Below are 23,758 nucleotides of genomic sequence, written 5' to 3' on the forward strand. Positions count from 1 at the left end.
ATCGGCTCGATGGATGACCGAGGTATGTGTCCGGGATGAAACACTGCCGGCGATGGGCGCGGGCCCGCCGGTACCGCCATTGCCCCTCTCCGGCTCTCCTGGCGAGGCTCTTATTCTTGAAACAGGCTCAAAAGTATTTGACCGATACAAGGCTTACTCAACAAATATAAACCGCGCAAACTGCGGTCCATCGAAGCACGCCCGGCACCCCGCGGCCACGCAGCCGATGGCAGTGCCCTTTCTGATCGAGGTCCTCAAATGACTCTGCTGTTCAAGCCCTTCACCCTGGGCGGGCGCCAGCTCGCCAACCGGATCGCCATGGCACCGCTGACCCGTTCCCGCAACCCGGACGGGGTGCCCAACGACCTCAACGCGCTCTATTACAGCCAACGCGCCGACGCCGGACTGATCGTGACCGAAGGTACCGTGATCTCTCCCAGCGCGCAGGGCTTCCTGTTCAACCCCGGCCTTTACACCCCGCAGCAGGTGCAGGGCTGGCGCAAGGTCACGGACGCCGTCCATGCGAAGGGCGGCACCATCTTCACCCAGCTCTGGCATGTCGGCCGCGTCAGCCATGTGTCGATCCAGCCCGGCGGCATCCAGCCGGTAAGTGCCACCGGCCAGGTCGCGAAAGACACCAAGGCCTGGGGCTATACCGCCGACGGCACGCCGGGTGCGGTCGATGCCTCCGCCCCCCGTGCACTGACCACCGGGGAGGTCTATGGAGTGATCGCCGATTTTGCCGAAGCGGCGGCCAATGCGGTCGAGGCCGGCTTTGACGGGGTCGAGCTGCATGGCGCCAATGGTTACCTGATCGAACAGTTCCTGAACCCGACCGTGAACGACCGCACCGATGAATTCCGCGGCGACACGCTGGCAAGCCGCACCCGTTTCGCACTGGCCGCCATCGATGCGGTGGTGGCGCGCATCGGTGCGCATCGCACCGCCATCCGGCTGTCTCCCTATGGCGGCCTCGGCGACATGGGCAACTATGCCGAACTCGAGGACACCTACCTCCATCTGGCTGATGAACTCTCGCGGCGGAAGATTGCGTACGTCCACCTGATGGACCAGAGCACGCGCGGCAGCTCGGCCATGCCGGACGATTTCCTCGCCAAATTCCGCCGCCGCTTCAAGGGCGTGCTGATCCTTGCGGGTGGCATGACGCGCGCGCGTGCCGAGGCATTTATCGCCGATGGCGTCATCGACATGGCGGCATTCGGTGAGCCGTTCATCGCCAATCCTGACCTCGTCGCACGGCTGCGGAACGACTGGCCGCTGGCCGCGTCGATCCGCGCGCTCCACTACGGCGGCGGTGCCGAGGGCTACACCGACTATCCCACCTACGACGGCCGCGCCGCGGCCTGATCGGGAGGTCACGGCTGAAGCCTTGGAGGGGAGGTTGGTAGGGGTGGGGTAACGAGGTTGATTTGGTTCGACACTGCTGACGCTACCTGGAGGTGCCTGGCGTTCGGGGGCGGATGGACGAACCCGACTTTAGGTCGGTGGCCGCCTGCTTATCACGCAATTGGTGGGACGCCTTCGGCTGCGCTGCGCGCGCTCCCTATCTCAGCTCTACTGCTCTGGCACGGAGTGCGTCGCTGCGCTCGCACGCGTTTGTGCTGGCGATGCCAAGGACTTTCGCTCCCGCATGTTTTCTCCCCTCTCCCGCTTGCGGGAGAGGGGCGGGGGTGAGGGCCGGCGCATCAACGAAGTCGACCCCATCAATCCCTGCGCATCCACATCATCCCCCGGAATTCGACGAAGAACCCCCAAAAAAAAGCCGGCCATCGCCGATGGCCGGCACCAAGCTCACAGCAGATGGAGAATGCGGCCCCGCCGCGCATCGCCGCCGCCGGACAGCGCGAGCGCGGGGCCGAGGCTCAATTTGCATCACCGCGATGGCGACGCCTTCGTCCACCCGGACTCGTCCGTTCGGGGTATGCGGAGCGCCGGCGGGTGGCTCTAGTGTTTCCCTTCCCAATGACTTTGATGAAGGAGGAGACCATGGCCAAGGCCGAGAATCTGGTGACGTCGATCCGGGTAGAGATCGATGCGCCGGTAGCGCTGGTGTGGGAAGTGCTGACCGACTTTGCGCGCTACGGCGAATGGAATACGTTCTGTCCCGGGCTGGAAACCACCGGGCGGCTCGGCGACATGGTGCACATGCAGGTGCGCATTCCCGGCACCGAGCAGGTGATCCCGGTCAACGAGTACCTGGTGGCGTGGGAACCGGAGCAGCTGCTGTCGTGGGAGCAGCGCCCGACCGACGAGAACAAGGACGCCGCGCGGCGCGACCAGTACCTGGAAGCGATCGGCCCGGGACGCACCCGCTACTTCACCACCGACCTGTTCCTGGGCCTGAACGCCGAGACCATCATGCGCGAGCACGGCGCCTGGGTGAAGCAGGGTTTCGACCAGGTGGCACGCGACGTCAAGGCGCGCGCGGAAGCGCTGCAGGCGCAGCGGCAGGCCAGCCGCAACTGAGCAGGCGGCACGTGACCGGCCCGGGGCCCGGGCCGGTCGATACGCATTGCGTTACTGGGGAGGACGCTGGCTAAGCACCACCAGCGCCGCCGCGCCGCGACTGCGCACGCAGGCGTCGTCGCAGCGCTCCAGCGCAGCTGCCGCGGCCGGCAGCGTCACCGCGGGCCGTTCCTCCTGGCTGGCATCCACCGCCAGCCCCCAGGCCACGCCCATGGCGGCGCCAGCCCCGACCAGGCATGCCGCCCAACGCAATCCGAGCCGCTTCATCGCTGTCTCCTCCGCTTGCCCTGCTTTTATCCGGGCTATTGAGAGCATCGTAGTCAGCGGCGGGCCGGACCTCTTCGTCCGAGCAGACTAAGGGGTATCCCGCATCGGCGCGGGGTCGGAAGTGGCGTGGGATCGACAAGAAGCGCGCGCGGCGGGCAGCACCGCATGGTGCTGGTACAGCCGGGCCAGCGCCGCGGCGCTGCCGGACAGCCCGGCGGGCGCCAGGTGCATTGCATGCGCGCCCAGCAGGCCCCACAGGTGCGCCAGCAGCAGGCCGGCCAGATCCGGGCTTGGCAACAGCATGGCGAAGGTGACGCGCAGCGATTCGACGCCGCGCAGCACGCGCTCGCGCAGCGGGCACAGTTCGCAGGCTTCGCCGCACTTGTGCTGCAACAGTGCGGCAATCAGGCTGACATGGCGCGCCAGTTCGTCGCCGTGCAGGAAGGCCTGCAACGCCTGCGCCAATGCCTCCGGCGCGGCGCCACCCTGCGCCAGCGGTGCAAGCCGCGCGGCGAAGTCGGCTTCGGCGCAGGACAGCAGCGCGCCCAGCAGTTCGGCGCGGGAACGGAAGTGCCCGTAGACGGCGCCGCGCGTCATGCCGATGGCGCGCGCCACGTCGTCGACGGTGACGCAGTGCAGGCCGCGGTGGCGGATCAGCTGCTGCGCGCTGGCGAGGATACGCGCGCGCGTAACGGCGGCATCCTCGCGGGTGTGGCGGGCCATCGGCGCGGCGCGCTTACACGAAATGGACGTCGTCCGGCCCCCAGTGGGCGCGCATGCTGCGGATGCGGCCGTCGTCGCCGAAGCTCATGATGTCGGTCACGTCGATGCGCGCCGGCCGCCCTTCCAGGCGCGCATGCACGGCGAAGGTCAGCGCGGCGGCGTTGCCGTGCGAGCCGCGCGGCGGCGCCACCACCTCCAGCCGCGCACCCAGCGCGGTGGCGTGCTGGTAGAACGCCAGGATCGCGGGCTTGCCGGCGATGGGCTGCGCGCCGACCGGGTCTTCCACGGTGGCGTCGTCGGCATAGAGCGCGGCAACGCCCTGCGCGTCGCCGGCATTGAAGCGCTCCACGTAGGCGAGCAGTGTCGCCTTCATCGCGGCGCTGTCGGGATGGGGATTGGGTCCCTGGGACATGGCATGCTCCTGGTGGTGGGTTTCAGCGTGCGGTGTAGCCGCCGTCGATCACCAGCTCGGCGCCGGTGACGTAGCGCCCCGCGTCGGACACCAGGTACAGGATGCCCGCCGCGATGTCGCGCGGCTGCCCCACCTTGCCCGCGGGCGTAAGGCCGCCCAGGTAGTGGAACAGCCCCTCGCCCTGCCCCGAGGCCTGGGCCACGTGTTCCAGCATCGGCGTGCGGATAAAGCCGGGATGGATCGAATTGGCGCGGATGTTCTTGCCGGCGTACAGCAGCGCATCGGTCTTGGCCATCATCCGCACCGCCGCCTTCGACGCGTGATAAGGCGGCACGTCCGGCCCGCCGGCGATGCCGTACATCGACGACACGTTGACGATGGCGCCGCCGCCGGCGCGCTCCATGTGCGCAATGGCGTGCTTGGTGCACAGGAAGGTGCCGGTCACGTTCACCGCCATCACCTGCTGCCATTGCTCCAGCGCCAGCTCATGGGTGGGCGCATTGGGCCCTTCGATGCCGGCGTTGTTCACCAGGATGCCGAGCCCGCCGAAGCGCTCGGCGATCTCGGTGAACACGCGCGCCACCTCGTCTTCGCGGGTGACGTCGAGCTTCCAGAATGCGGCCTCGCCGCCGGCCGCGCAGATCGCTTCGGCCGTGGCCTTGCCGTCTGCTTCCAGCACGTCGAGCACGGCCACCTGGGCACCAGCGGCGGCGAGCATGCGCGCGGTCTCGGCGCCGATGCCGCGCGCGGCACCGGTGATGGCCGCCACCTTGCCACGCAGGCCGAACAGGTCATACGGGTAATCCATGATGTCTCCTTGGTATTGATCTATTGGGCGGAGGCAATTATGCCGCCCCGCCCGGGGCGGTGTCGGCCAGGAAGCCCAGGCATTCGCGGTTGAAGTACGCCGCGTGCTCGACCATCACCCAGTGGCCGCAGCGGTTGATCATGACAAAGCGCGCATCGGCGCAGCCGCTCAGGAACTTCGTGGCCCCCGAGGCGGGATTGAACCGGTCCTCGGTGCCCCAGAAGCCCAGCACCGGGCAGCGGATCTCGCCCAGCCGCGCGGTCAGGTTGGGCACCTTCATCGTCGCCAGCACCTCGCGCGGCTGCTCGCGGCATACCGCCATGCGCTCGTCGACCAGCGCGTCGGTGACCAGGCTGGCGTCGTGCACCAGCAATTGCAGCAACTGGCGCATGGTGTCGGGGTTCATGTGGCCGCCGGTGAACAGCGACACCATGCGCTGGATGCCTGGCATCTCGAAATAGGTCTCGCGCTCTTCCACGCCGCCGGGCGCCATCATCACCAGGCGGCTGACATGCTCGGGGTAATCCAGCGCGTACTGCAGCGCGATGGCGCCGCCCAGCGAATTGCCCACCAGCACGCAGCGCGGCAGTTCCAGCGCCAGCAGCTGCTCGCGCAGCGCGGCGACGAAGAAGTCCAGCGTGTATTCGACATCGTCCGGCTTGGACGACAGCCCGTAGCCCGGCAGGTCCACCACCACGGTGCGGAAACCCGCCGCGGCAAACGCCGGCACGTTGTGGCGAAAGTTGCTGTGCCCGCTCGCGCCCGGCCCGCTGCCGTGGATAAAGACCACCGGCTCGCCGGCGCCGGCATCCAGGCAGTGCAGGCGCAGGCCCTTGGCGGTGGTGATGAAGCGGCCCACCGGCAGGTTGGGGCGGAGCGAGGCGGGGGGTGTCGAGGACGTGTGCTGCGAGGTAGCGGACATGAGGGCGTCTCCCTTGGTTTGCCAGCATCTTGCGCAGCGCCACCGCCCCGGGCATCGTTCATTCGGACTACGAGCCGCCGCGCCACTTCTCCTACGATGGGCGCTCCATGCAAAACGGGGCAAGCCCATGACAGGATTCGCAGCATTCGATTACACCGGCCAGACCGTGCTGGTCACCGGCGGCATGCGCGGCATCGGCCGCGCCATCAGCGAGGCCTTCCTGCGCGCCGGCGCGCAGGTGTTCGTGTGCGGCCGCACCGCGCCCGCCGACGACAGCGAACTGCCGGCCGCAAACGGCCGCAGCGCCCGCTTCATTGCCGCGGACATCCGCGACCTGGAACAGGCCGACGCCATGCTGGCGCAGATCGCGCAGGCCAGCCCGACGCTGGACGTGGTGGTCCACAACGCCGGCGGCGCGCCGTTCGCGCTGGTGGCGGAGGCCTCGCCGCGGCTGCTCGAGTCGGTGATCCGGCTCAACCTGGTGGCGCCGCTGCAGCTGGCCCAGCGCTGCAATGCGCGCATGCAGCAACAGGCCGGCGGCGGCACCCAGCTGTTCGTCGGCAGCGTCAGTGCGCTGCGCCCATCGCCCGGCACCGCCGCCTACGGCGCCGCCAAGGCCGGCATCCTCAACGCGGTGCGCACGCTCGCGGTGGAATGGGCGCCGCGCGTGCGCGTGGCCGCGGTCAGCCCGGGCATGGTGCTGACCGATACCTCGCAGCAGCAGCACTACGGCGACCCCGCGGCGTTGCGCAACATGGCGGCGACGGTGCCGCTGGGCCGGCTGGCGCTGCCGGACGACATCGCCGACGCCTGCCTGTTCCTGGCATCGCCGCAGGCCTCGTACGTGAGCGGCGCCAATCTCGTGATCGATGGCGGCGGCGAGCGGCCGGCGTTTCTCGACGCGGCCTCGGTCAATCGCGACTGAGTCGCACCTGAGCCGCACCTGAGCCGCACCTGAGCCGCTGCCCGTAGGGAAACCGCCTAGTCCGTTCTGCCGATTTGTGCGTGGCTCCCCCTCTCTACGCTTCTCGTCCAGGCGAGCGCCGATCGAAGTGCCAGGCAATGAACCAACACCGATTCCACGGGGAGACCACCATGCACCAACCACCACGCGGGCCACAGCAGCGCCGCAACCGGCTGCGGCCCATCGCCGCGGCAGCGGCCCTGACGGCGCTGGCCGCGCTGCTTGCGCAGCCCGCGCAAGCCGGCGACACCATCGACCTCGGCAACGACACCACGCTCGATTACAGCGTCACCGCTTCCTACGGCGCGGCGCTGCGCACCGGCCGCCAGAGCGACGCGCTGCTGAGCCCGGCCAATATCAACGGCGACGACGGCGACCGCAACTTCAAGCGCGGCGACATGATCGCCAACCGCGTTTCGCTGCTGGGCGAAGCCCATCTCAAGCGCAACGCCTTTGGCGTACTGCTGCGCGGCAGCGTGTTCTATGACTGGGCCTACAGCGGCACCAACTCCAACAACGCGCCGTTCACGGTCAACCACAGCGGCCCGTTCAACCAGTTCACCAGCTCCGCGCGCGACTACCACGAGCACCGCGCGCAGCTGCTCGACGCCTACGTCTACGGCGCCACCCCGATCGGCGGCACGCAGCTGAGCTTCAAGCTGGGCAACCAGGTGGTGGCCTGGGGCGAAAGCCTGTTCTTCGCCAATATTGCCGGCGCGCAGGGCCCCGCCGATGCCACCAAGGCCTTCGTGCCCGGCGCCGAGGTCAAGGACATCCTGCTGCCGGTGCCGCAGGCGTCGCTGCAGCTGCAGGTGACGCCGTCGTTCAGCGTGATGGGGTATTACCAGTTCACCTACAAGCCGAACCAGATGTTCGCCCCGGGCAGCTATTTCAGCACCACCGACGTGGTCGGTCCCGGCGCCGAGTTCATCATCGGGCCCGGCTTCAATATCCCGCGCGCCCCGGATATCCGCCCGTCCGACTGGGGCCAGTGGGGCGTGGGCGCCCGCTTCCGCGTGTTCGAGGACACCGAGATCGGGATCTATCAGCTGCGCTACCACGACAAGAACCCGAGCGTGGTCACCTCGCTGTTCCCCACGCTGCAGTACCAGCAGAAGTTCTACGGCGGCATCAACCTGACCGGCGCGAGCTTCTCGACGCAGCTGCTGGGCGCCAACGTCGCCGGTGAAGTCAGCTACAAGGACGGCGTGCCGATGCTGGTGGACGTGGCCGGCTCCCCCACCGCCTCGCGCGGCAAGGCGCTGCAGGGCCAGCTGTCGGCGATCTATTCGGTGGGGCCGACCTTCCTGGCCGGCTCGCAGTCGCTGCTGGGCGAAGTGTCGTACCTGCATGTGCTGGACGTGGATCCGGTGATGGGCTTCAGCAAGCTGTCGAACACGCGCAACTCGGCGGCGTTCCAGGTGGGCTGGTCGCTCACCTACAACAACGTGTTCGACGGCTGGGACGTCACCGTGCCGCTGACCTACGCGCAGCAGTTCAGCGGCAGGTCGGCGGTGGCCGGTGCCTTCGGCACGCTGATGGGCTATGGCGACAAGCGCGCCAGCGTCGGGCTGACCTTCAAGTACCTGAACAACCTGGAGCTCAACCTGACCTACGCCGCGTTCATCGGCGGCGCCAACATCGTCAACCGCCCGCTGGCCGACCGCGACTACGTGGCCTTCAACGCCAAGTACTCGTTCTGACCCTCGTCCCGGTCCGCGCCGCCCGCATGGCCGCGCGGACCGCTCCTTTTTCCTGTCATGAATGCCGACCTGATCACCACGCTCAGCAACGAACTCCACCAGGCGCTGGTCACGCGCACGCCGGTGCCGCCGCTCAGCGGCCGCGGCCTGGCGCTGGATATCAGCGCTGCCTACCGCATCCAGCAGGGCTTTGTCGCCCACCGGCTGGCGGCCGGCGACCGCGTCACCGGCAAGAAGATCGGCGTGACCAGCGCCGCCGTGCAGCAGATGCTGGACGTGCACCAGCCCGACTTCGGCATTTTGCTGCAGAGCATGCACTACGCCGCCGGACAGCCCATCCCGACCGCGTCGCTGATCCAGCCGCGCGCCGAGGGCGAGATCGCCTTCTTCCTGCGGCGCGACCTGCGCGGCCCGGTCGTGACGCGCGACGACGTGCTCGACGCCACCGAGGCGGTGGCGGCCTGCTTCGAGATCGTCGATTCGCGCATCCGCGACTGGCGCATCCGCATCGAGGACACGGTGGCCGACAACGCCTCCTGCGGCGTCTATGTGCTCGGCGACGAGCGCGTCAGCCCGCATGCGCTGGACCTGGCCGCCTGCGCGATAACGCTCGACAAGAACGGCGAGTGCGTCGCCACCGGCCTGGGCAGCGCCGCGCTGGGCCACCCCGCCGACGCGGTGGCGTGGCTGGCCAACACCCTCGGCAGCTACGGCATTCCCCTGCTGGCCGGCGAGACCATCCTGTCGGGCTCGCTGGCGGCGCTGATTCCCGTGCAGGCGGGCGACCGCCTGTCCATGCATATCACCGGCATCGGCGGCTGTGCCGCCGTGTTCTCCTGACTGTCTGACCCTGCAACGCGAGACCCCATGAAGAAGATCCGATGCGCCCTGATCGGTCCCGGCAATATCGGCACCGACCTGCTCTACAAGCTGCGCCGCAGCGACATCCTGGAACCGGTCTGGATGGTCGGCGTGGAGCCGACCTCCGAAGGCCTGGCGCGTGCGCGCGAACTGGGACTGAAGACCACCAGCGACGGCATCGACGGCCTGCTGCCGCACCTGGAGGCCGACGATATCCGCATCGCCTTCGATGCCACCTCGGCCTACGTCCACGCCGAGCATTCGGCCAGGCTCACGGCCCGCGGCGTGCGCGTGATCGACCTGACGCCGGCGGCGATCGGGCCGTTCTGCGTGCCGCCGGTCAACCTCGAGGCCCATATCGGCAGCAACGAGATGAACGTCAACATGGTCACCTGCGGCGGGCAGGCCACCATCCCGATGGTCTATGCGGTGTCGCGCGTGCAGCCGGTGGCGTATGGCGAGATCGTGGCGACGGTGTCGTCGCGCTCGGTCGGGCCCGGCACGCGCCGCAATATCGACGAGTTCACGCGCACCACCGCGGGCGCGATCGAGGCCGTCGGCGGCGCGCGCCAAGGCAAGGCGATCATCGTGATCAACCCGGCCGAGCCGCCGCTGATCATGCGCGACACCATCCACTGCCTGACCGAAGACGCGCCCGACGTTGCCGCGATCACCGCGTCGGTGCGCGACATGATCGCCGAGGTGCGCAAGTACGTGCCCGGCTACACGCTGAAGAACGGCCCCGTGTTCGACGGCAAGCGCGTCTCGATCTTCCTCGAGGTCGAGGGCCTGGGCGACTACCTGCCGAAATATGCCGGCAACCTCGACATCATGACCGCCTCGGCCGCCCGCACCGCCGAATGCATCGCCGCCGCCATGCGCGCCGGCAGCCCTGAAATCGCCACTGCCTGAGGAGCCCGGCCATGGCCCAACGCATCACCCTGCACGACATGACCCTGCGCGACGGCATGCACCCGAAGCGCCACCAGATCTCGCTGGAACAGATGAAAGGCATCGCCCGCGGGCTCGATGCCGCCGGTGTGCCGCTGATCGAAGTCACCCACGGCGATGGCCTGGGCGGCGCCTCGGTCAACTACGGTTTCCCCGCGCACAGCGACGAGGAATACCTGCGCGCGGTGCTGGGCGAGCTGAAGCAGGCGCACGTGTCGGCGCTGCTGCTGCCCGGCATCGGCACCGTCGACCACCTGCGCATGGCGCACGAGATCGGCGTGCAGACCATCCGCGTGGCCACGCACTGCACCGAGGCCGACGTCTCGGAGCAGCATATCGGCATGGCGCGCAAGCTCGGCATGGATACCGTCGGGTTCCTGATGATGGCGCACATGGCACCGGTGCAGACGCTGGTGCAGCAGGCGCTGCTGATGGAAAGCTACGGCGCCAACTGCCTGTACATCACCGATTCCGCCGGCCACATGCTGCCGCACGACGTTACCGAGAAGCTCACCGCGGTGCGGCAGACGCTGCGCCCCGAGACCGAGCTGGGCTTCCATGGCCACCACAACCTGGCCATGGGCGTGGCCAATTCGCTCGCCGCGATCGCCTGCGGCGCCACCCGCATCGATGCCGCGGCGGCGGGGCTGGGCGCCGGCGCCGGCAACACGCCGATGGAAGTGCTGGTGGCCGTGTGCGAGCGCATGGGCATCGAGACCGGCGTCGACGTGTTCCGCATTGCCGACGTGGCCGAGGACCTGGTGGTGCCGATCATGGACCACCCCATCCGCATCGACCGCGACGCGCTCACGCTGGGCTATGCCGGCGTGTATTCGTCGTTCCTGCTGTTTGCCAAGCGCGCCGAGGCCAAGTACCGCATTCCCGCGCGCGAGATCCTGGTGGAGCTCGGCCGGCAGCGGCTGGTGGGCGGCCAGGAAGACATGATCGAAGACACCGCGATCACGCTGGCGCGCGCGCGCGGCCTGCCCGTCGCGTAAGCACGCTTTCGATCCGGCCCGGCACGCCGGGCACTGCTTTCATCACCCACAAAGAAAGAGGAGACAGGTACCCATGTTCAGACTTCGTGCCCGCCCGCGGCTTGCCGGCTTCGCCTTTGCTGCCATGGCACTGGCCGTCGCATCCAGCCCCGCCCACGCCCTCAATATCCTGCTGACCAATGACGACGGCTGCGCCGCGCCCGGCATCACCGCGGTGCGCAAGGCCCTGCAGGACGCCGGCCACCGCGTGATCACGGTCGGCCCCGCCACCAACCAGAGCGGCTCGGGTGCGGCCTATGCCGTGCCCGACGGCCGCACCCGGCTGGTGGTGGACCCGCTCGCCGGCAGCGCCGATACCTTCTGCGTGCACCGGGTCAAGCCCGCCTTTGTCGCGGGCAGCCCGCTCAACAGCACCAATCCGGACTACATCGGCACCGGCTCGCCGGTCGACGCCACCGCCATGGGCCTGAAGATCGTCGCGCCGGAAAGCGGCTTCACGCCGGACCTGGTGGTCTCGGGCGCCAACTTCGGCGAAAACCTGTCGGATTCCATCCCGCATTCGGGCACCGTGATGAACGTGCTGTTCGCCGCGCGCCGCGGCGTGCCGGGCATCGCGCTGAGCGTGGGGGTGGACTTTGCCGAGACACGCTCAGGCTTTCCCAGCACCATCGCCGCGTTCCCCAAGGCCGGAGCCTTCCTGGCCCGCGTGGTGGCCAGCCTGGAAGCCACCCGCGCGGCCGGCCAGCCGCTGCTGCCCGTGGCCCATCCGCTCAGCATCAACTACCCCGTCGGCGCAACCCCGGCCGGCGTACGCCTGACCGTGCCCGGCACCGTCGATTCCTTCACCACGGCGTACAAGCGAAATGCCGACAATACGGTATCGATCGAAGCCGGCCCGGCGGAGACCGAACTGGCCGCGCTTGCGCGGACGGCCGAGACGCCGGCCTTCCTGGCGAAGTACATCACCATCTCGCCGCTCGACGTCGACTTCCGCCCCACGCCGCTGGCGCGCGGCCTGTTCAACCGCTCGCGCCGCGAGCTGGCCAACCTGGCTCCGTGAGCACCGATACCATGGGCAAGCAACTTCGACACTGGCGCCACCTTGTGCTCGCATGCGGGGTCGCGGCCGTCGCGGCATGCGGGGATGACCAGGCGCAGGAAGTAAGCGGCACCGCCGCCGTCGGCGCGGCACTGGCCGGCGCGACCGTGCAGGTGCGCGACACGCAAGGGCAGGTGCGCCACGCAACGGCCGATGCCGACGGCACATTCCGCCTGTCCGGCGTGCCGGATGGGGCGCTGATGGTCCGCTGCGAAGGCGGGCTCGTAAGCGGGCTCGTAAGCGGGCGCGAAGAAGGCGAACCGAACCGGCAGCGGCTGCATGGCGTGGTGCTGGGCGGGCGCACCGTGAACTGCACGCCGCTGACCGAACTGGCGCTGTGGCAGCTGACAGGCGGCCCGCCGGCCCAGGCCTTCGACGGTTTCGGCGCGGCAACCGCCAGAGGGCTGTCAGCCGAAGCCCTGGCCGAAGCGGAAACCGCCGTGCTGGCCGCGCTGGCCGCCGGTGCCGGGGTCGACATCGACCCCGCTGCCGTGCCGCGGCGCTGGCATGACACCCCGCTGCAAGCCGGCAATGCCGGCGATCCTCACGATGCCGCGCTGGACGCGCTGCGCGAAGCCATCGCCGACCAGGCTGCGATGGACTTCATGGGCGAGATGGTGGTGCACGGGCTGTGCGTGGCGGACGGGAACTGCGGGTGAGGCAGAGGATGGGGAGAGAGACCGGGGGGAGAGGGCCGGCGATGGCAATTGCGACGGCCTTCACTTCGTTGATATTCCCGCCCTCGCCCCAACCCTCTCCCGCTTTGCGGGAGAGGGAGTACACAAGCGGAAATTGGAAAGCCCGAGGTGCCGTTAGTGCCGCTGCTGGTTTTCTCCCCTCTCCCGCTTGCGGCCGAGGGGCCGGGGGAAAGGGCCGGCGGTGGCAATAGCGACAGCCTTCACTTCGTGGAAGCTCCCCTGCCCGGCAGCTGCCGTCATCACTCCGGACGCAGCACGGTCAATTCAAGCCCCGCGCTTCCCCTGGCTTGCCGCAGCACAGCCAGCTCGCCAGGGACCTCGAACCACGCCGCGAGGCAGCCCTCCAGTTCATGCAGCAAGGCTTCTCCCTGTGCCGCATCCTTGCCGCCGTCCAGAACCCACTCGCGATAACGGCTCTGGATCGCCATCACGTCTTCGGTGATCTTCCGCTTCATGGAATGCTCCCCCCGTTGCGCTTCGTCGCGCCACGCAAGTACCCGAAGGCCGTGGCCGCTTTACACCGATGGTAGCCAGGTGCGTCTCGATGCCATATCGGGCAAAGGGATGTTTCAGAAGTGAACGGGAAGACCGGCTGGGAAGCGCCGCGCCGGCAGGGCCGCGCAGCGCCGCTTTCAAGACCCCGCCGCCGGCAACATCTCGCACACCGGCAGCCGGAACATGAATTCGCTGCCGCCGCTGCGCCGGTTGCGGACCTCCAGCGTGCCGCCATGCGCCTCGATGATGGAGCGGCAGATGGCGAGGCCCATGCCCATGCCGTCTTCCTTGGTGGTGAAGAACGGCTCGAACACCTGGCCCAGCACGTCGTCGGGGATGCCCGCGCCGTGGTCCTGCACGCTGACGACGACGTTGTCCTGCTCGCGGTACGAGGTCACGATCAGCTCGCGCTGCGCGGGCGGGGTCTGCGCCATGGCGTCGAGCGCGTTGGTGATCAGGTTCAGCACCACCTGCTGCAGCTGGACGCGATCGGCTTCGACCACGGCGGATCCCGCCGCCAGGCGAGCGACGACCCTGACGTCGTGCGCATCGATGTCCAGGCGCGCCATTTCCAGCACTTCGCGCAGGACATCGTCTGGATGCAGCGGCGCCAGCACCGCCGGCGCCTGCCTGGCCAGCGCGCGCAGCGCACGGATGATGTCGGCGGCGCGCAGCGCGTACTGCTTGATGTCGGTGAAGCCGTCGAGCGCCTCGGCCACCTCCGGCCTGGGCCGGTTCAGCCAGCGCAGGCTGGCGTCGACGGTGGCGACGATGGCGGTGAGCGGCTGGTTGACTTCATGCGCGATCGATGCGGCCAGGCCGCCCATCACGGTCAGGTGCGAGGTGCGCGCCAGTGCCGAGCTGGCGCTGCGCAACCGCATTTCGGCGGCGACGCGGCGGTTGCTTTCGTCGATCAGTTGTTCGTACAGGCGCGCGGTCTCGAGCGAGATGGCCACCTGCGGCGCCAGCACCTCGAGCTCCGCGATCCGGATGGCGTCGAACACTGCCGGCGCCAGGCTGTTCTCCAGGTAGAACACGCCGGCCAGGCTGCCGCCGCGCAACAGCGGCAGGCACAGCACCGAGCGCAGGCCACTGGCAATCGCACCCCTGGTGCCGATCGACGGCGCGTCGACCATGGCGTCGTCCAGCGCCAGCGTCTGCCGGGTGCGCAGCACGCTGTTGAGCACCGCCAGCGGCAGCGCCTGCTCGGTCGGCACCGCGCTGCCGAGCGTCACCGCCACCTTGCCATCGGCCACGCGTGCCGAGGCCTCGATCATGGGCTGCCCGCCGCGCATCAGCAGCAGCAAGCCGTACTGCGCGCCGGCATGGACCACCACATGGGTCATCAGCGTTTCGATCAGCCGGTCCATCACGATCTCGCTGGACATCGCCCGGGCCGCCTTCATGCCCAGTTCCCAGCGCTGCGCGCTGAGCTTGCCGTCGGCGCCGCCGTGGTCGTGCCCCGCGGCTTCGAGGTGCGGATGGCGCGCCTCCAGCAGCATTGCCTTGTGGTCGGCGCCCCAGCGCCGGTAGCCGGCACGGGCCAGGCGCCAGTGCTGCGCGGCCGCGGTCGGCAGGCCGCGCGCCTCGCACAGCATGCCGGCCAGCTCGTGCGCGAGCGCCGCCTCATGAACGAACCCGGCCGCGGCGGCGGCCGCCGCCGCCTGCTCGTAGCCGGCGAGCGCCTGGAGCGGATCGCCGCGCAAGCGCGCCAGCTCCGCATCGACCAGCGCCAGCTTGCCGCGGAAGGTCAGCGGGTTCAGTGCCGCCCAGCGCGCAAAGCAGTCGCGATGCGCGGCCATCGCGTCGTCCGAGGCCGCGCCGGTAGTCGCGTGGGCCAGCGCAATGGCCAGATACAGCCGGCAGTCCGCGACGTTGATATGGGCCGGCGCCGACCAGATCAGTGTCTCGGCCTCGCGCAGGCTGCGCACGGCGTGCTCCCATTCCTGCCGGAACACCGCCGCCATGCCGTCGTAGAGCCAGATCCAGAACCGGGTCGGCAGCGAGTTGGCGCGTTCCAGCCGCTGCGCCGCGCTCATCTGGTGCACGGCCTCGCCTTGCGGCGGCGCTTCGTCGCCGCTGCGCAGCCGGTGCAGGAAATGGTGCTGCGAATACAGGATCAGCTCGATATCCCGGTACTGCACCAGCCGCGTCAGCGCCAGCCCGCGCCCGATCTCTTCCTCCACCAGGCGCAGGTGCTCGCCCATGGCGAGCAGGTCGGACGCGATATGGTTGCAGGCATAGCACGCCATGCCGATATCGCCGGAGGCCCGGCCCAGCGTGACCGCGCGCTGCGCATGCGCCAGCGCGTAGGACAGCGGCCGGGTCCAGGCGCTGACCTGGTCGACCGCCACCAGCGTGGCGATGCGCTCGGCTTCGTAGCCATGGCGGTCGGCCAGGTCCATCGCCGCCAGCCCGTAGGCCAGGCCGTCCTCGTATTCCTCGTACAGGCTGGCGATAAACACGCCGAACCACGACAGCCCGTATGGCGATTCCGCGGTGGCGCCGTGTTCCAGCGTCAGCTCCACCATCTTGGCCACGTGCAGGAAGCTGATGCCGTCGCGCACGAACAGCGACGAGATCAGCGTCGACAGCAGCCCCATGATGGTCTGGATGCGTATGTCTTCGGTCGCCGGCAACCGGCCCAGGCTGTCGATGGCGCGTCCGCCCAGCGCCTGCTTCACCGCGTCACAGGCCGCGCGCATGCGCGCCGGGCTGGGCCCGCGCTCCAGGTGGATATCGAGCAGCGCCAGTCCCGACAGCGCGGCGTTGATCGCGCCCTCGTAATCGGAACGCACGGTCTGCAGGCTGGCCTTGAGCCGATGCACGGCGGCCTTGTCCACCGGCGGCAGGTCGCGCGCGAGCAGCGCGTCGATCTCCTCCGAGGCCGGCTCCAGCCGCGCCTGCGCCAGCAGGCATTCGCAGTGCAGCACGCTGGCGGCGTAGGCCAGCGCGCAGTGCGTCGTCCACCATGACGGCTGCATCAGCGCGAACGCCGCGTCGGTGTAGCGCGTCGCCTGCGCCATCGCCGCGCTGCGCCTGGCGCGCCTGGCCGCGACCAGCAGCACCTGCACGAACGCCACGCGTTGCGGCTCCGGCAGCGGCTGGCCGGCGGCGCGCTCGATCTGGTTGCCGATTTCGAAGGCATGCGCGGCCAGCTCGCCCTGCCAGTGCTCGATCATGATGCCCGCGATGCGCGCATGCGCGGCCGGGCGCTCGCGCGGCGCGATCATGGCGTACGCGGCTTCCAGCACGCGGTCGTGCTGGAACGCGTAGCTGTCCGCGGTCTGTACCAGCAGGCCGGCATCGACGAAGGGGCGCAGCCGCTCGCCGAGCTGCGCTGCGCCGAGTTGTGCCACGCATGCAAGCAGGCTTTGCTCGCAGCGTATGCCCACGCACGCCAACTGCGTGAGCAACTCCGTACCCGCTTCCGGCAGCCGCGCGAAGCGGCGGGTGATCAGGTCGGTCACGCTGTCGGTGTAGCGATGCTGCGCGGCATCGGCCTCGTCCCAGTGCCAGCCGGCGCGCTCGTCGCGGTAGGCCAGCACGCCGTCGTCGACCAGCGCGCGCAACAGCTGGTACGAGAAGAACGGATTGCCGCCGGTCTTCGCATGCACCAGCTGCGCCAGCGCCTCCACGCGCGGCGCCGGCTCGTTGAGGGCGGCCGCCACCAGTTCGGTCAGTTCCCACACGGCCAGGGGCCGCACGGCGACGCGCGTGACCGGCAGCGCGCCGGCACGGCTGGCGTGCAGCAGCCACGAGAAGCGCTGCTCGACATCGTTGCCGTGGTCGCGATAGGCGGCGATCAGCAGCAGGTTGCCCGGGCGCTGCGTGGTGAAGGCTTCGAGCAGCGCAATGGTCGACGCATCGGCCCATTGCAGGTCATCGAAGCACAGCACCAGCGGCGCGCCCTGGTCGGCAAAGGTGGCGAAGGTGGCAAGGATGGCCTGCTGCGCGCGCGCCTGCGCCTGCTGGGCCGGTACCTCGGCCAGCGGCGCGGTGCGTCCCAGCACGTGCGCGGCCTCGGGCACCAGCACGGCAATGGCCCGGCCCTGCCCCGCGAGCGCGCGCAGCCAGCGCTCGCGCACCGGCGCCAGCGCGGCTTCCGGCTCGCCCAGCAGCGGCAGCGTCAGCGCACGGATCATCTGTGCGACCGGCGCGTACGGAATGTCGAGCTGCAACTGGTCGCTCTTGCCGCTGGCAAAGCGCATGCCGTGCTGCCCCGCCTGGCACGACAGCCACGCCGCCAGCGCCGACTTGCCGGTGCCGGCGGCGCCGGCGATCAGCACCAGCTCGGACTGGCCGCTGTGGCGCACGCGCGCCAGCGCATCGGCGAGCTGCGCGGTTTCGCGGGCGCGGCCAAAGAGTTCGCCGGACACGTTCAGCGTGGAGCTCGGGCCTGCGGCATCGAGCGTGAACGGGGCGATCTCGCCGCGTTCGCGCCAGTCCGCCTGGCAGCGCAGCAGGTCGGCGAGCAGCGACATGGCGCCGGCATAGCGGCCGACCGGGTCCTTGGCCAGCAGCCGGAGCACGATCGCCCCCAGCAACGGCGCGATGCCGGGTGCGCGCGCGTGCGGCGGCACGGGTTCGACGGCGAGATGGGCGTGCTGCCACGCCGCCGGCGAATCGCCGGTGAACGGCAGCGTGCCGGTCAGCATCTGGTAGAAAGTCACGCCGAGCGAATACAGGTCCGAGCGGGCGCTGGTGCGCGCCTGGTCGGCGCGGGCGACTTCGGGCGACTGGTATGGCCACGATGCGGGGCCGGGGCGCGGCACCACGGGCGGCATCGCGTCCAGCGCGGTGGCATGGTCGAAGCCGGTCAGGCGCACCCCGGCGCTGTCGTCGGAGCTGGCATCGACGAGCAGGTTGTGTGGCCGGATATCGCCATGCAGCAGGCCGTGCGCATGCGCGGCCGCCAGCGCGCGCGCGCTGCCGATGGCCAGTTCCAGGAAGCGGGCGACGTCGAGTCGGGTATCGCCAAGCGTCGCGGCGAGGGTCGATGCGAAAGCGCCGCCATACACCACCACCATGCGTTCTGCGCTGCGCAGCGTGGCCACCGGCACCGCGGCCCAGTCCGCCTGCAGGCGCCCGGCCAGCCGGGCCTCGTCCTGCAATGCCCCGCTGTCGGCCAGCGGCGCGCTCCTGGCGAAGCAGCGCAGCCCGGTGTCGGGGTCGGACAGTTGCAGGGAATCGATGCCGTCCGACACGTGCAGCACGGTCTGCGCGGCCCGCGCCAGCCAGGCGTCGTCAAAGGCCGGTGCGGGGCTTCGCTGCGCGGGAATGCCAGGCGTCATGGGGGCGGGAATGAGGGGAGGCTCGGCGCCGCGGCGAACTCAGCCGCCGACCTTGCACAGGCCGAGCTGCTGCGCCATCAGCACCAGCTCGGCAAAGGTGCGCGCCTTCATCTTGCGCATGGCCTGGCCGCGGTGGATCTTCACCGTCACCTCGCTGATGCCGATCTGAGCGGCGATTTGCTTGTTGAGCAGGCCCGCCACCGCCAGGCCCATGACCTCGCCTTCGCGCGGCGTGAGCGACTGGTAGCAAGCGCGCAACGACTCGAGCTGGCGCAGCCCCCCGCGCCGCAGCCGGTCTTTCTCCAGCGCGGCGGCGACCGCGTCGAGCAGGTCCTGGTCGCGGAACGGCTTGGGCATGAAGTCTTCGGCGCCGGCCTTCATGGCCGCGACCGTCATGGCGATATCGCCGTAGCCGGTCATGAAGATGATGGGGATGTGCACGCCCAGCTGGCCCAGCCGCGCCTGCAGGTCGAGTCCGCTCTGCCCGCGCAGCCTGACATCGAGCAGCAGGCAGCATGGCGTATCGGGCAAGGGCGTTGCCAGCAGCTCGGCGGCCGAGGCGAACAACGCCACGTTCAGGCCGACCGAGCGGAACAGGTTGCCCAGCGCCCGGCGCAGCGCGGCATCGTCGTCGACCACCAGCACCGTCGCGTCATCGTTCGCACTGGTGTCGGCTGGCTCCAGGCTCGGTGATGTCACGGTCAGATCTCCAGTGCGCTCGGAAAGGTGTTGCGGATTATAACCAGCGGGCATGTCATCGCAAGAACCGGCACGGGGTCACGGCAGTGATGCGCCGGGCACACATACCATGGTGTTAGTCGCGGACGTGTGCGACGACGGCGTGTACGCCGCGCACGGTGCACCATCCCTGGGCATCGGCGCCGCCGCCGGGTAATACGAACATACGATTTGCGTTGGCGCCGGCACCGACTAGTCTTCCCTCCGGCAGCGCTGCGGCCACGCGACCGCGCCGCCTTGCTCCGCCCCCCTCCCGCGTTACGGCCTTGCGTTGAAGCAAGGACCGCACCCGGGCTCAACCCTGTTCCCAAGGAACGACACCATGTCCAACCCGAAGCTCGAAGTCCTTACCCCGCAGAACAGCCAGCTGATCATCATCGACCATCAGCCGCAGATGGCCTTCGGCGTGCAGTCGATGGACCGGCAGGCCATGAAGAACAACGTGGTCGGCCTGGCCAAGGCGGCCAGGATCTTCAATATCCCGACGACCATCACCACCGTCGAGAGCGAGTCGTTCTCGGGCTTCACCTATCCGGAGCTGCTCGACGTGTTCCCGGACCAGAAGACCCTGGAGCGCACCTCGATGAACTCGTGGGACGACCAGAAGGTGCGCGACGCGCTCAAGGCCAACGGCCGCAACAAGGTGATCGTCGCCGGCCTGTGGACCGAGGTCTGCAATACCACCTTCGCGCTGTGCGCGATGCTGGAGGGCAACTACGAGATCTACATGGTGGCCGATGCGTCGGGCGGCACCAGCAAGGAAGCGCACGACTACGCCATGCAGCGCATGGTGCAGGCGGGCGCCGTGCCGGTGACCTGGCAGCAGGTGCTGCTGGAATGGCAGCGCGACTGGGCCCACCGCGATACTTATGACGCCGTGATGAAACTGGTCAAGGAGCATTCGGGCGCCTACGGCATGGGCGTCGACTATGCCTACACCATGGTCCACAAGGCCCCGCAACGCACCGCCACGCCGCACGAGTCGGTCGCGCCGGTACCGGCCCGCTAAGCCTGGCGATCTCGCCGCCGCCTGTCGTCCTCCTCCATCGCAAAGGTGAACCATGAGCTTTATTACTAGCAAAGACGGTACCCGGATCTTCTACAAGGACTGGGGCTCGGGCCGCCCGGTCGTGTTCTCGCACGGCTGGCCCCTCAATGCCGACGCCTGGGATGCGCAGATGCTGTTCCTGGTGCAGCAGGGCTTCCGCGTGATCGCCCATGACCGCCGCGGCCATGGCCGCTCGGACCAGCCCGCGCAGGGCAACGACATGGACACCTATGCCGACGACCTGGCGGCGCTGCTGGACGCGCTGGACCTGCAGGATGCGACGCTGGTGGGCCACTCCACCGGCGGCGGCGAGGTGGCGCACTACATCGGCCGCCATGGCACCAGGCGCGTGGCCAGGGCGGTGCTGATCGGCGCGGTGCCGCCGCAGATGCTGAAGTCCACGGCCTACCCCCACGGCCTGCCGATGGCGGTGTTCGACGGCATCCGCAAGGGCGTCGCCGACAACCGCTCGCAGTTCTACCGGGACCTGGCGGTGCCGTTCTTCGGCTTCAACCGCGACGGCGCCAGGGTCTCGCAGGGCACCATCGACGCATTCTGGGCCCAAGGCATGGCCGGCGGCATCGTCGGCCAGTACGCCTGCATCCGGGAATTCTCGGAGGTGGACTACACCGAGGACCTGAAGAAGATCGACGTGCCGACGCTGATCCTGCATGGCGACGACGACCAGATCGTGCCGATCGGCAACTCGGCGCGCCTGTCGGCCGAAATCGTGAAGGACGCCACGCTGAAGATCTACCCCGGTGCTTCGCACGGCATGTGCGTGATCAACGCCGACCAGGTCAATGCCGACCTGCTGGCCTTCCTGAACGCCTGAGCCTTATGTCAGTTACCCGCCGGCAATTCATCGCCTCCGCCGCCGCGCTCGGCGCGGCCGCCTCCTCGGAGATCTTCGCCATGTCACCAGGCACCCCCGACCTCATCCTCGTCAACGGCAAGTTCGCCACGCTCGACAAGTCCAACCCGCAGGCCGATGCCGTGGCCGTGCGCGACGGGCGCTTTGTCGGCGTCGGCACGCGCCAGGACATCATGAAGCTGGCCGGGGCGCAGACGAAGGTCATCGACCTGAATGGCCGGCGGGCCATTCCCGGGCTGATCGACAGCCACATGCACATCATCCGCGGCGGCCTGAACTACAACATGGAGCTGCGCTGGGACGGCGTGCGTTCGCTGGCCGACGCGATGCGGATGCTGAAGGACCAGGTCGCGCGGACCCCCGCGCCGCAATGGGTGCGCGTGGTGGGCGGCTTCACCGAGCACCAGTTCGCCGAAAAGCGCCTGCCCACCGTCGAGGAACTGAACGCCGTGGCGCCCGATACGCCGGTGTTCATCCTGCACCTGTACGACCGCGCCATCCTGAACGGCGCCGCGCTGCGCGCCGTGGGCTACACCAGGGACACGCCCAACCCGCCGGGCGGCGAGATCGTGCGCGATGCGCGCGGCAACCCCACCGGCCTGCTGCTGGCCAAGCCCAATGCGACCATCCTGTACGCGACGCTGGCAAAGGGCCCGAAGCTGCCGCCGGAATACCAGAAGAACTCGACCCGCCATTTCATGCGCGAGGTGAACCGGCTTGGCGTCACCGGGGTGATCGATGCGGGTGGCGGGTACCAGAACTACCCCGAGGACTACAGCATCATCGAGGAACTGCACAAGGAAGGCCAGTTGACGGTGCGGCTCGCCTACAACCTGTTCACGCAGAAGCCCAAGGAAGAGCTCAACGACTTCAAGACCTGGACCTCCAAGGTCCGGCCCGGCCAGGGCGACGACCTCTATCGCCACAATGGCGCCGGCGAGATGCTGGTCTACACCGCCGCCGACTTCGAGGACTTCCGCGTCGAGCGACCCGACATGGCGCCGTCGATGGAGGCCGACCTGGAGCCGGTGATCCGCCTGCTGGCGGAAAAGCGCTGGCCGTGGCGGCTGCATGCCACCTATGACCAGACCATCTCGCGCGCGCTCGACGTCTACGAGAAGGTCGCCAAGGAGATCCCGTTCGATGGCCTGAACTGGTTCTTCGACCACGCCGAGACCATCTCCGACCGCAATATCGACCGCATTGCCGCGCTGGGTGGCGGCATTGCCGTGCAGCACCGCATGGCGTACCAGGGCGAGTACTTCGTCGAGCGCTACGGCGCGCGCGCGGCCGAAGCGACGCCGCCGGTGAAGAAGATGCTGGAGAAAGGCGTCAAGGTCGGCGCCGGCACCGATGCCACGCGCGTGGCCTCGTACAACCCGTGGGTGTCGCTGTACTGGCTGACCACCGGCAAGACCGTGGGCGGCATGTCGATGTACCCGCAGGCCAACCTGCTCGACCGCGAGACCGCGCTGCGGCTGTGGACCGAGGCCAATACCTGGTTCTCGTCCGAAGTGGGCAAGAAGGGCCAGATCAAGGTGGGCCAGCTCGCCGACCTGGCGGTGCTGTCGGCGGATTACTTCAGCGTGCCGGGCGACGAAATCCAGGACATCGCCTCGGTGCTGACCCTGCTCGGCGGCAAGGTGGTCTATGGCGACGGCGACTTCAGCAAGCTGTCGCCGCAGCTGCCGCCGCCGATGCCGGACTGGTCGCCGGTGCGCCATGTGGGCGGCTACCAGCCGCGGCCGCAGGCACGCACACTGGCGATGAACACCGCGTGTGGCTGCGCCAGCAGTTGCGGCGTGCACGGGCACGCGCATGCCAGGGCCTGGACCTCCAGTGTGCCAACCTCGGACGAAAGCACGTTCTGGGGCGCGCTCGGCTGCTCGTGCTGGGCGTTCTGATCCCGGACCTCACTTGCCCACACCCCGACAGGAAGACCGGCCATGCCCGACCCGACTACCACGCTGACGCCGGCTGCCTGCGGCGATTCCCCCCACCGGTTGCCGCGCTGGCTGCACTGGCTGGCGCTGTTGCTGCTGTGCGCGGCCTACCTGCAGGGCGGCCTGGTCAAGCTGACGGACTTTGGCGGCGCGGTCGCGGAGATGCAGCACTTCGGCCTGTCGCCGGCGGTGCCGATGGCGCTTGCCACCATCGTGCTGGAGCTGGGCGCCTGCGCCATGATCCTGCTCGGCTGGCGCCGCTGGCTGGGAGCCCTGGCGCTGGCGGCGTTCACGCTGGCCGCGACCTTCGTCGCCAACCGCTTCTGGCAGGCGCCGCCCGAGGCCAGGTTCATGATGGCCAATGCCTTCTTCGAACACCTGGGACTGGTGGGCGGCTTCCTGCTGGTGGCCTGGCATGACCTGCGCGAACGCGCACGGCGCACGCAAGCTGCGCAAACCAAACGGTGACCCGC

General features: G+C 69.1%; 21 protein-coding genes. 13 read left to right on the plus strand and 8 right to left on the minus strand.

Translation table 11 applies throughout. The features are described 5' to 3' along the window. Positions 1-258: 258 nt before the first annotated feature. Together GA0116996_RS12975 and GA0116996_RS12980 are read left to right on the plus strand one after the other, a co-directional pair. The gene (locus GA0116996_RS12975) at positions 259-1,368 is read left to right on the plus strand and encodes an alkene reductase (RefSeq protein ID WP_092311796.1); all 1,110 of its coding nucleotides are present in this window, start codon (positions 259-261) and stop codon (positions 1,366-1,368) included. Positions 1,369-2,007: 639 nt separating this feature from the next. Beyond that, the gene (locus tag GA0116996_RS12980; RefSeq protein WP_092312305.1) at positions 2,008-2,487 is read left to right on the plus strand and encodes an SRPBCC domain-containing protein; all 480 of its coding nucleotides are present in this window, start codon (positions 2,008-2,010) and stop codon (positions 2,485-2,487) included. Positions 2,488-2,538: 51 nt separating this feature from the next. On the opposite strand, the gene GA0116996_RS12985 is transcribed toward GA0116996_RS12980, so the two are convergent. The 5 genes from GA0116996_RS12985 to GA0116996_RS13005 all read right to left on the minus strand — a co-directional run bounded on the left by GA0116996_RS12985 (position 2,539) and on the right by GA0116996_RS13005 (position 5,619). Next, positions 2,539-2,754 carry a hypothetical protein gene (locus GA0116996_RS12985; protein WP_092311799.1) on the minus strand — a complete coding sequence of 72 codons (216 nt, stop codon included), beginning with the start codon at positions 2,752-2,754 and terminating at the stop codon, positions 2,539-2,541. Between the two features lie 87 nt (positions 2,755-2,841). Next, positions 2,842-3,477 (minus strand): TetR/AcrR family transcriptional regulator, encoded by a 636-nt coding sequence (locus GA0116996_RS12990; RefSeq protein WP_092311801.1) that lies wholly within the window; start codon positions 3,475-3,477, stop codon positions 2,842-2,844. A gap of 13 nt (positions 3,478-3,490) precedes the next feature. After that, on the minus strand, positions 3,491-3,889 hold the full coding sequence (locus GA0116996_RS12995; RefSeq protein ID WP_092311804.1) for a nuclear transport factor 2 family protein: 399 nt from the start codon (positions 3,887-3,889) through the stop codon (positions 3,491-3,493). Positions 3,890-3,911: 22 nt separating this feature from the next. Then, complete coding sequence (locus GA0116996_RS13000) at positions 3,912-4,697, minus strand: SDR family NAD(P)-dependent oxidoreductase (protein WP_092311807.1); 786 nt, start codon at positions 4,695-4,697, stop codon at positions 3,912-3,914. A gap of 37 nt (positions 4,698-4,734) precedes the next feature. Then, positions 4,735-5,619 (minus strand): alpha/beta fold hydrolase, encoded by an 885-nt coding sequence (locus GA0116996_RS13005; protein ID WP_092311810.1) that lies wholly within the window; start codon positions 5,617-5,619, stop codon positions 4,735-4,737. A 127-nt stretch (positions 5,620-5,746) separates the two neighbouring features. On the opposite strand from GA0116996_RS13005, the gene GA0116996_RS13010 reads away from it, so the two are divergent. The 7 genes from GA0116996_RS13010 to GA0116996_RS13040 all read left to right on the plus strand — a co-directional run bounded on the left by GA0116996_RS13010 (position 5,747) and on the right by GA0116996_RS13040 (position 12,854). After that, a complete protein-coding gene (locus GA0116996_RS13010) occupies positions 5,747-6,544 on the plus strand; it encodes an SDR family oxidoreductase (protein ID WP_092311813.1) in 798 nt (265 codons plus the stop codon). 170 nt (positions 6,545-6,714) lie between these two features. Beyond that, positions 6,715-8,286, plus strand: a complete 1,572-nt coding sequence (locus tag GA0116996_RS13015) for a DUF1302 domain-containing protein (RefSeq protein WP_092311816.1) — start codon at positions 6,715-6,717, stop codon at positions 8,284-8,286. A gap of 57 nt (positions 8,287-8,343) precedes the next feature. Beyond that, positions 8,344-9,126 (plus strand): 2-oxopent-4-enoate hydratase, encoded by a 783-nt coding sequence (dmpE, locus tag GA0116996_RS13020; protein ID WP_092311819.1) that lies wholly within the window; start codon positions 8,344-8,346, stop codon positions 9,124-9,126. Between the two features lie 27 nt (positions 9,127-9,153). After that, positions 9,154-10,059, plus strand: a complete 906-nt coding sequence (locus GA0116996_RS13025; RefSeq protein ID WP_092311822.1) for an acetaldehyde dehydrogenase (acetylating) — start codon at positions 9,154-9,156, stop codon at positions 10,057-10,059. Positions 10,060-10,070: 11 nt separating this feature from the next. Next, the gene (dmpG, locus tag GA0116996_RS13030) at positions 10,071-11,096 is read left to right on the plus strand and encodes a 4-hydroxy-2-oxovalerate aldolase (RefSeq protein ID WP_092311825.1); all 1,026 of its coding nucleotides are present in this window, start codon (positions 10,071-10,073) and stop codon (positions 11,094-11,096) included. Between the two features lie 73 nt (positions 11,097-11,169). Further along, complete coding sequence (surE, locus tag GA0116996_RS13035) at positions 11,170-12,156, plus strand: 5'/3'-nucleotidase SurE (protein WP_092311828.1); 987 nt, start codon at positions 11,170-11,172, stop codon at positions 12,154-12,156. Positions 12,157-12,167: 11 nt separating this feature from the next. Beyond that, entirely contained in the window at positions 12,168-12,854 is a 687-nt protein-coding gene (locus tag GA0116996_RS13040) for a hypothetical protein (RefSeq protein ID WP_092312308.1), read from the plus strand. 278 nt (positions 12,855-13,132) lie between these two features. On the opposite strand, the gene GA0116996_RS13045 is transcribed toward GA0116996_RS13040, so the two are convergent. The 3 genes from GA0116996_RS13045 to GA0116996_RS13055 all read right to left on the minus strand — a co-directional run bounded on the left by GA0116996_RS13045 (position 13,133) and on the right by GA0116996_RS13055 (position 19,381). Then, entirely contained in the window at positions 13,133-13,348 is a 216-nt protein-coding gene (locus tag GA0116996_RS13045; protein WP_092311831.1) for a hypothetical protein, read from the minus strand. A gap of 177 nt (positions 13,349-13,525) precedes the next feature. Next, positions 13,526-18,682 (minus strand): trifunctional serine/threonine-protein kinase/ATP-binding protein/sensor histidine kinase, encoded by a 5,157-nt coding sequence (locus GA0116996_RS13050; protein ID WP_092311834.1) that lies wholly within the window; start codon positions 18,680-18,682, stop codon positions 13,526-13,528. Between the two features lie 39 nt (positions 18,683-18,721). Then, positions 18,722-19,381: a response regulator transcription factor gene (locus GA0116996_RS13055; RefSeq protein WP_092311837.1), complete on the minus strand. Its 660-nt coding sequence runs from the start codon at positions 19,379-19,381 to the stop codon at positions 18,722-18,724. A 361-nt stretch (positions 19,382-19,742) separates the two neighbouring features. Between GA0116996_RS13055 and GA0116996_RS13060 the strand changes: the two genes are divergently transcribed. The 4 genes from GA0116996_RS13060 to GA0116996_RS13075 all read left to right on the plus strand — a co-directional run bounded on the left by GA0116996_RS13060 (position 19,743) and on the right by GA0116996_RS13075 (position 23,753). After that, complete coding sequence (locus GA0116996_RS13060) at positions 19,743-20,429, plus strand: hydrolase (RefSeq protein WP_092311840.1); 687 nt, start codon at positions 19,743-19,745, stop codon at positions 20,427-20,429. Positions 20,430-20,481: 52 nt separating this feature from the next. Further along, complete coding sequence (locus GA0116996_RS13065; protein ID WP_092311843.1) at positions 20,482-21,303, plus strand: alpha/beta fold hydrolase; 822 nt, start codon at positions 20,482-20,484, stop codon at positions 21,301-21,303. Between the two features lie 80 nt (positions 21,304-21,383). After that, a complete protein-coding gene (locus tag GA0116996_RS13070) occupies positions 21,384-23,246 on the plus strand; it encodes an amidohydrolase (protein ID WP_208601247.1) in 1,863 nt (620 codons plus the stop codon). Positions 23,247-23,288: 42 nt separating this feature from the next. After that, a complete protein-coding gene (locus GA0116996_RS13075) occupies positions 23,289-23,753 on the plus strand; it encodes a DoxX family protein (protein ID WP_092311849.1) in 465 nt (154 codons plus the stop codon). Positions 23,754-23,758 lie beyond the last annotated feature (5 nt).

The sequence above is a fragment of the Cupriavidus alkaliphilus genome, assembly GCF_900094595.1.
Lineage (GTDB): Bacteria > Pseudomonadota > Gammaproteobacteria > Burkholderiales > Burkholderiaceae > Cupriavidus > Cupriavidus alkaliphilus.

Coding starts and splice junctions, on each gene's coding strand:
- GA0116996_RS12995 (WP_092311804.1), bottom strand. CDS start 3,889: ATGTCCCAGGGACCCAATCCCCATCCCGACAGCGCCGCGATGAAGGCG.
- GA0116996_RS13060 (WP_092311840.1), top strand. CDS start 19,743: ATGTCCAACCCGAAGCTCGAAGTCCTTACCCCGCAGAACAGCCAGCTG.
- GA0116996_RS12980 (WP_092312305.1), top strand. CDS start 2,008: ATGGCCAAGGCCGAGAATCTGGTGACGTCGATCCGGGTAGAGATCGAT.
- GA0116996_RS12990 (WP_092311801.1), bottom strand. CDS start 3,477: ATGGCCCGCCACACCCGCGAGGATGCCGCCGTTACGCGCGCGCGTATC.
- GA0116996_RS13025 (WP_092311822.1), top strand. CDS start 9,154: ATGAAGAAGATCCGATGCGCCCTGATCGGTCCCGGCAATATCGGCACC.
- GA0116996_RS13050 (WP_092311834.1), bottom strand. CDS start 18,682: ATGACGCCTGGCATTCCCGCGCAGCGAAGCCCCGCACCGGCCTTTGAC.
- dmpG (WP_092311825.1), top strand. CDS start 10,071: ATGGCCCAACGCATCACCCTGCACGACATGACCCTGCGCGACGGCATG.
- GA0116996_RS12985 (WP_092311799.1), bottom strand. CDS start 2,754: ATGAAGCGGCTCGGATTGCGTTGGGCGGCATGCCTGGTCGGGGCTGGC.
- dmpE (WP_092311819.1), top strand. CDS start 8,344: ATGAATGCCGACCTGATCACCACGCTCAGCAACGAACTCCACCAGGCG.
- GA0116996_RS12975 (WP_092311796.1), top strand. CDS start 259: ATGACTCTGCTGTTCAAGCCCTTCACCCTGGGCGGGCGCCAGCTCGCC.
- GA0116996_RS13015 (WP_092311816.1), top strand. CDS start 6,715: ATGCACCAACCACCACGCGGGCCACAGCAGCGCCGCAACCGGCTGCGG.
- GA0116996_RS13005 (WP_092311810.1), bottom strand. CDS start 5,619: ATGTCCGCTACCTCGCAGCACACGTCCTCGACACCCCCCGCCTCGCTC.
- GA0116996_RS13065 (WP_092311843.1), top strand. CDS start 20,482: ATGAGCTTTATTACTAGCAAAGACGGTACCCGGATCTTCTACAAGGAC.
- GA0116996_RS13000 (WP_092311807.1), bottom strand. CDS start 4,697: ATGGATTACCCGTATGACCTGTTCGGCCTGCGTGGCAAGGTGGCGGCC.
- GA0116996_RS13045 (WP_092311831.1), bottom strand. CDS start 13,348: ATGAAGCGGAAGATCACCGAAGACGTGATGGCGATCCAGAGCCGTTAT.
- GA0116996_RS13040 (WP_092312308.1), top strand. CDS start 12,168: ATGGGCAAGCAACTTCGACACTGGCGCCACCTTGTGCTCGCATGCGGG.
- GA0116996_RS13010 (WP_092311813.1), top strand. CDS start 5,747: ATGACAGGATTCGCAGCATTCGATTACACCGGCCAGACCGTGCTGGTC.
- GA0116996_RS13070 (WP_208601247.1), top strand. CDS start 21,384: ATGTCACCAGGCACCCCCGACCTCATCCTCGTCAACGGCAAGTTCGCC.
- surE (WP_092311828.1), top strand. CDS start 11,170: ATGTTCAGACTTCGTGCCCGCCCGCGGCTTGCCGGCTTCGCCTTTGCT.
- GA0116996_RS13075 (WP_092311849.1), top strand. CDS start 23,289: ATGCCCGACCCGACTACCACGCTGACGCCGGCTGCCTGCGGCGATTCC.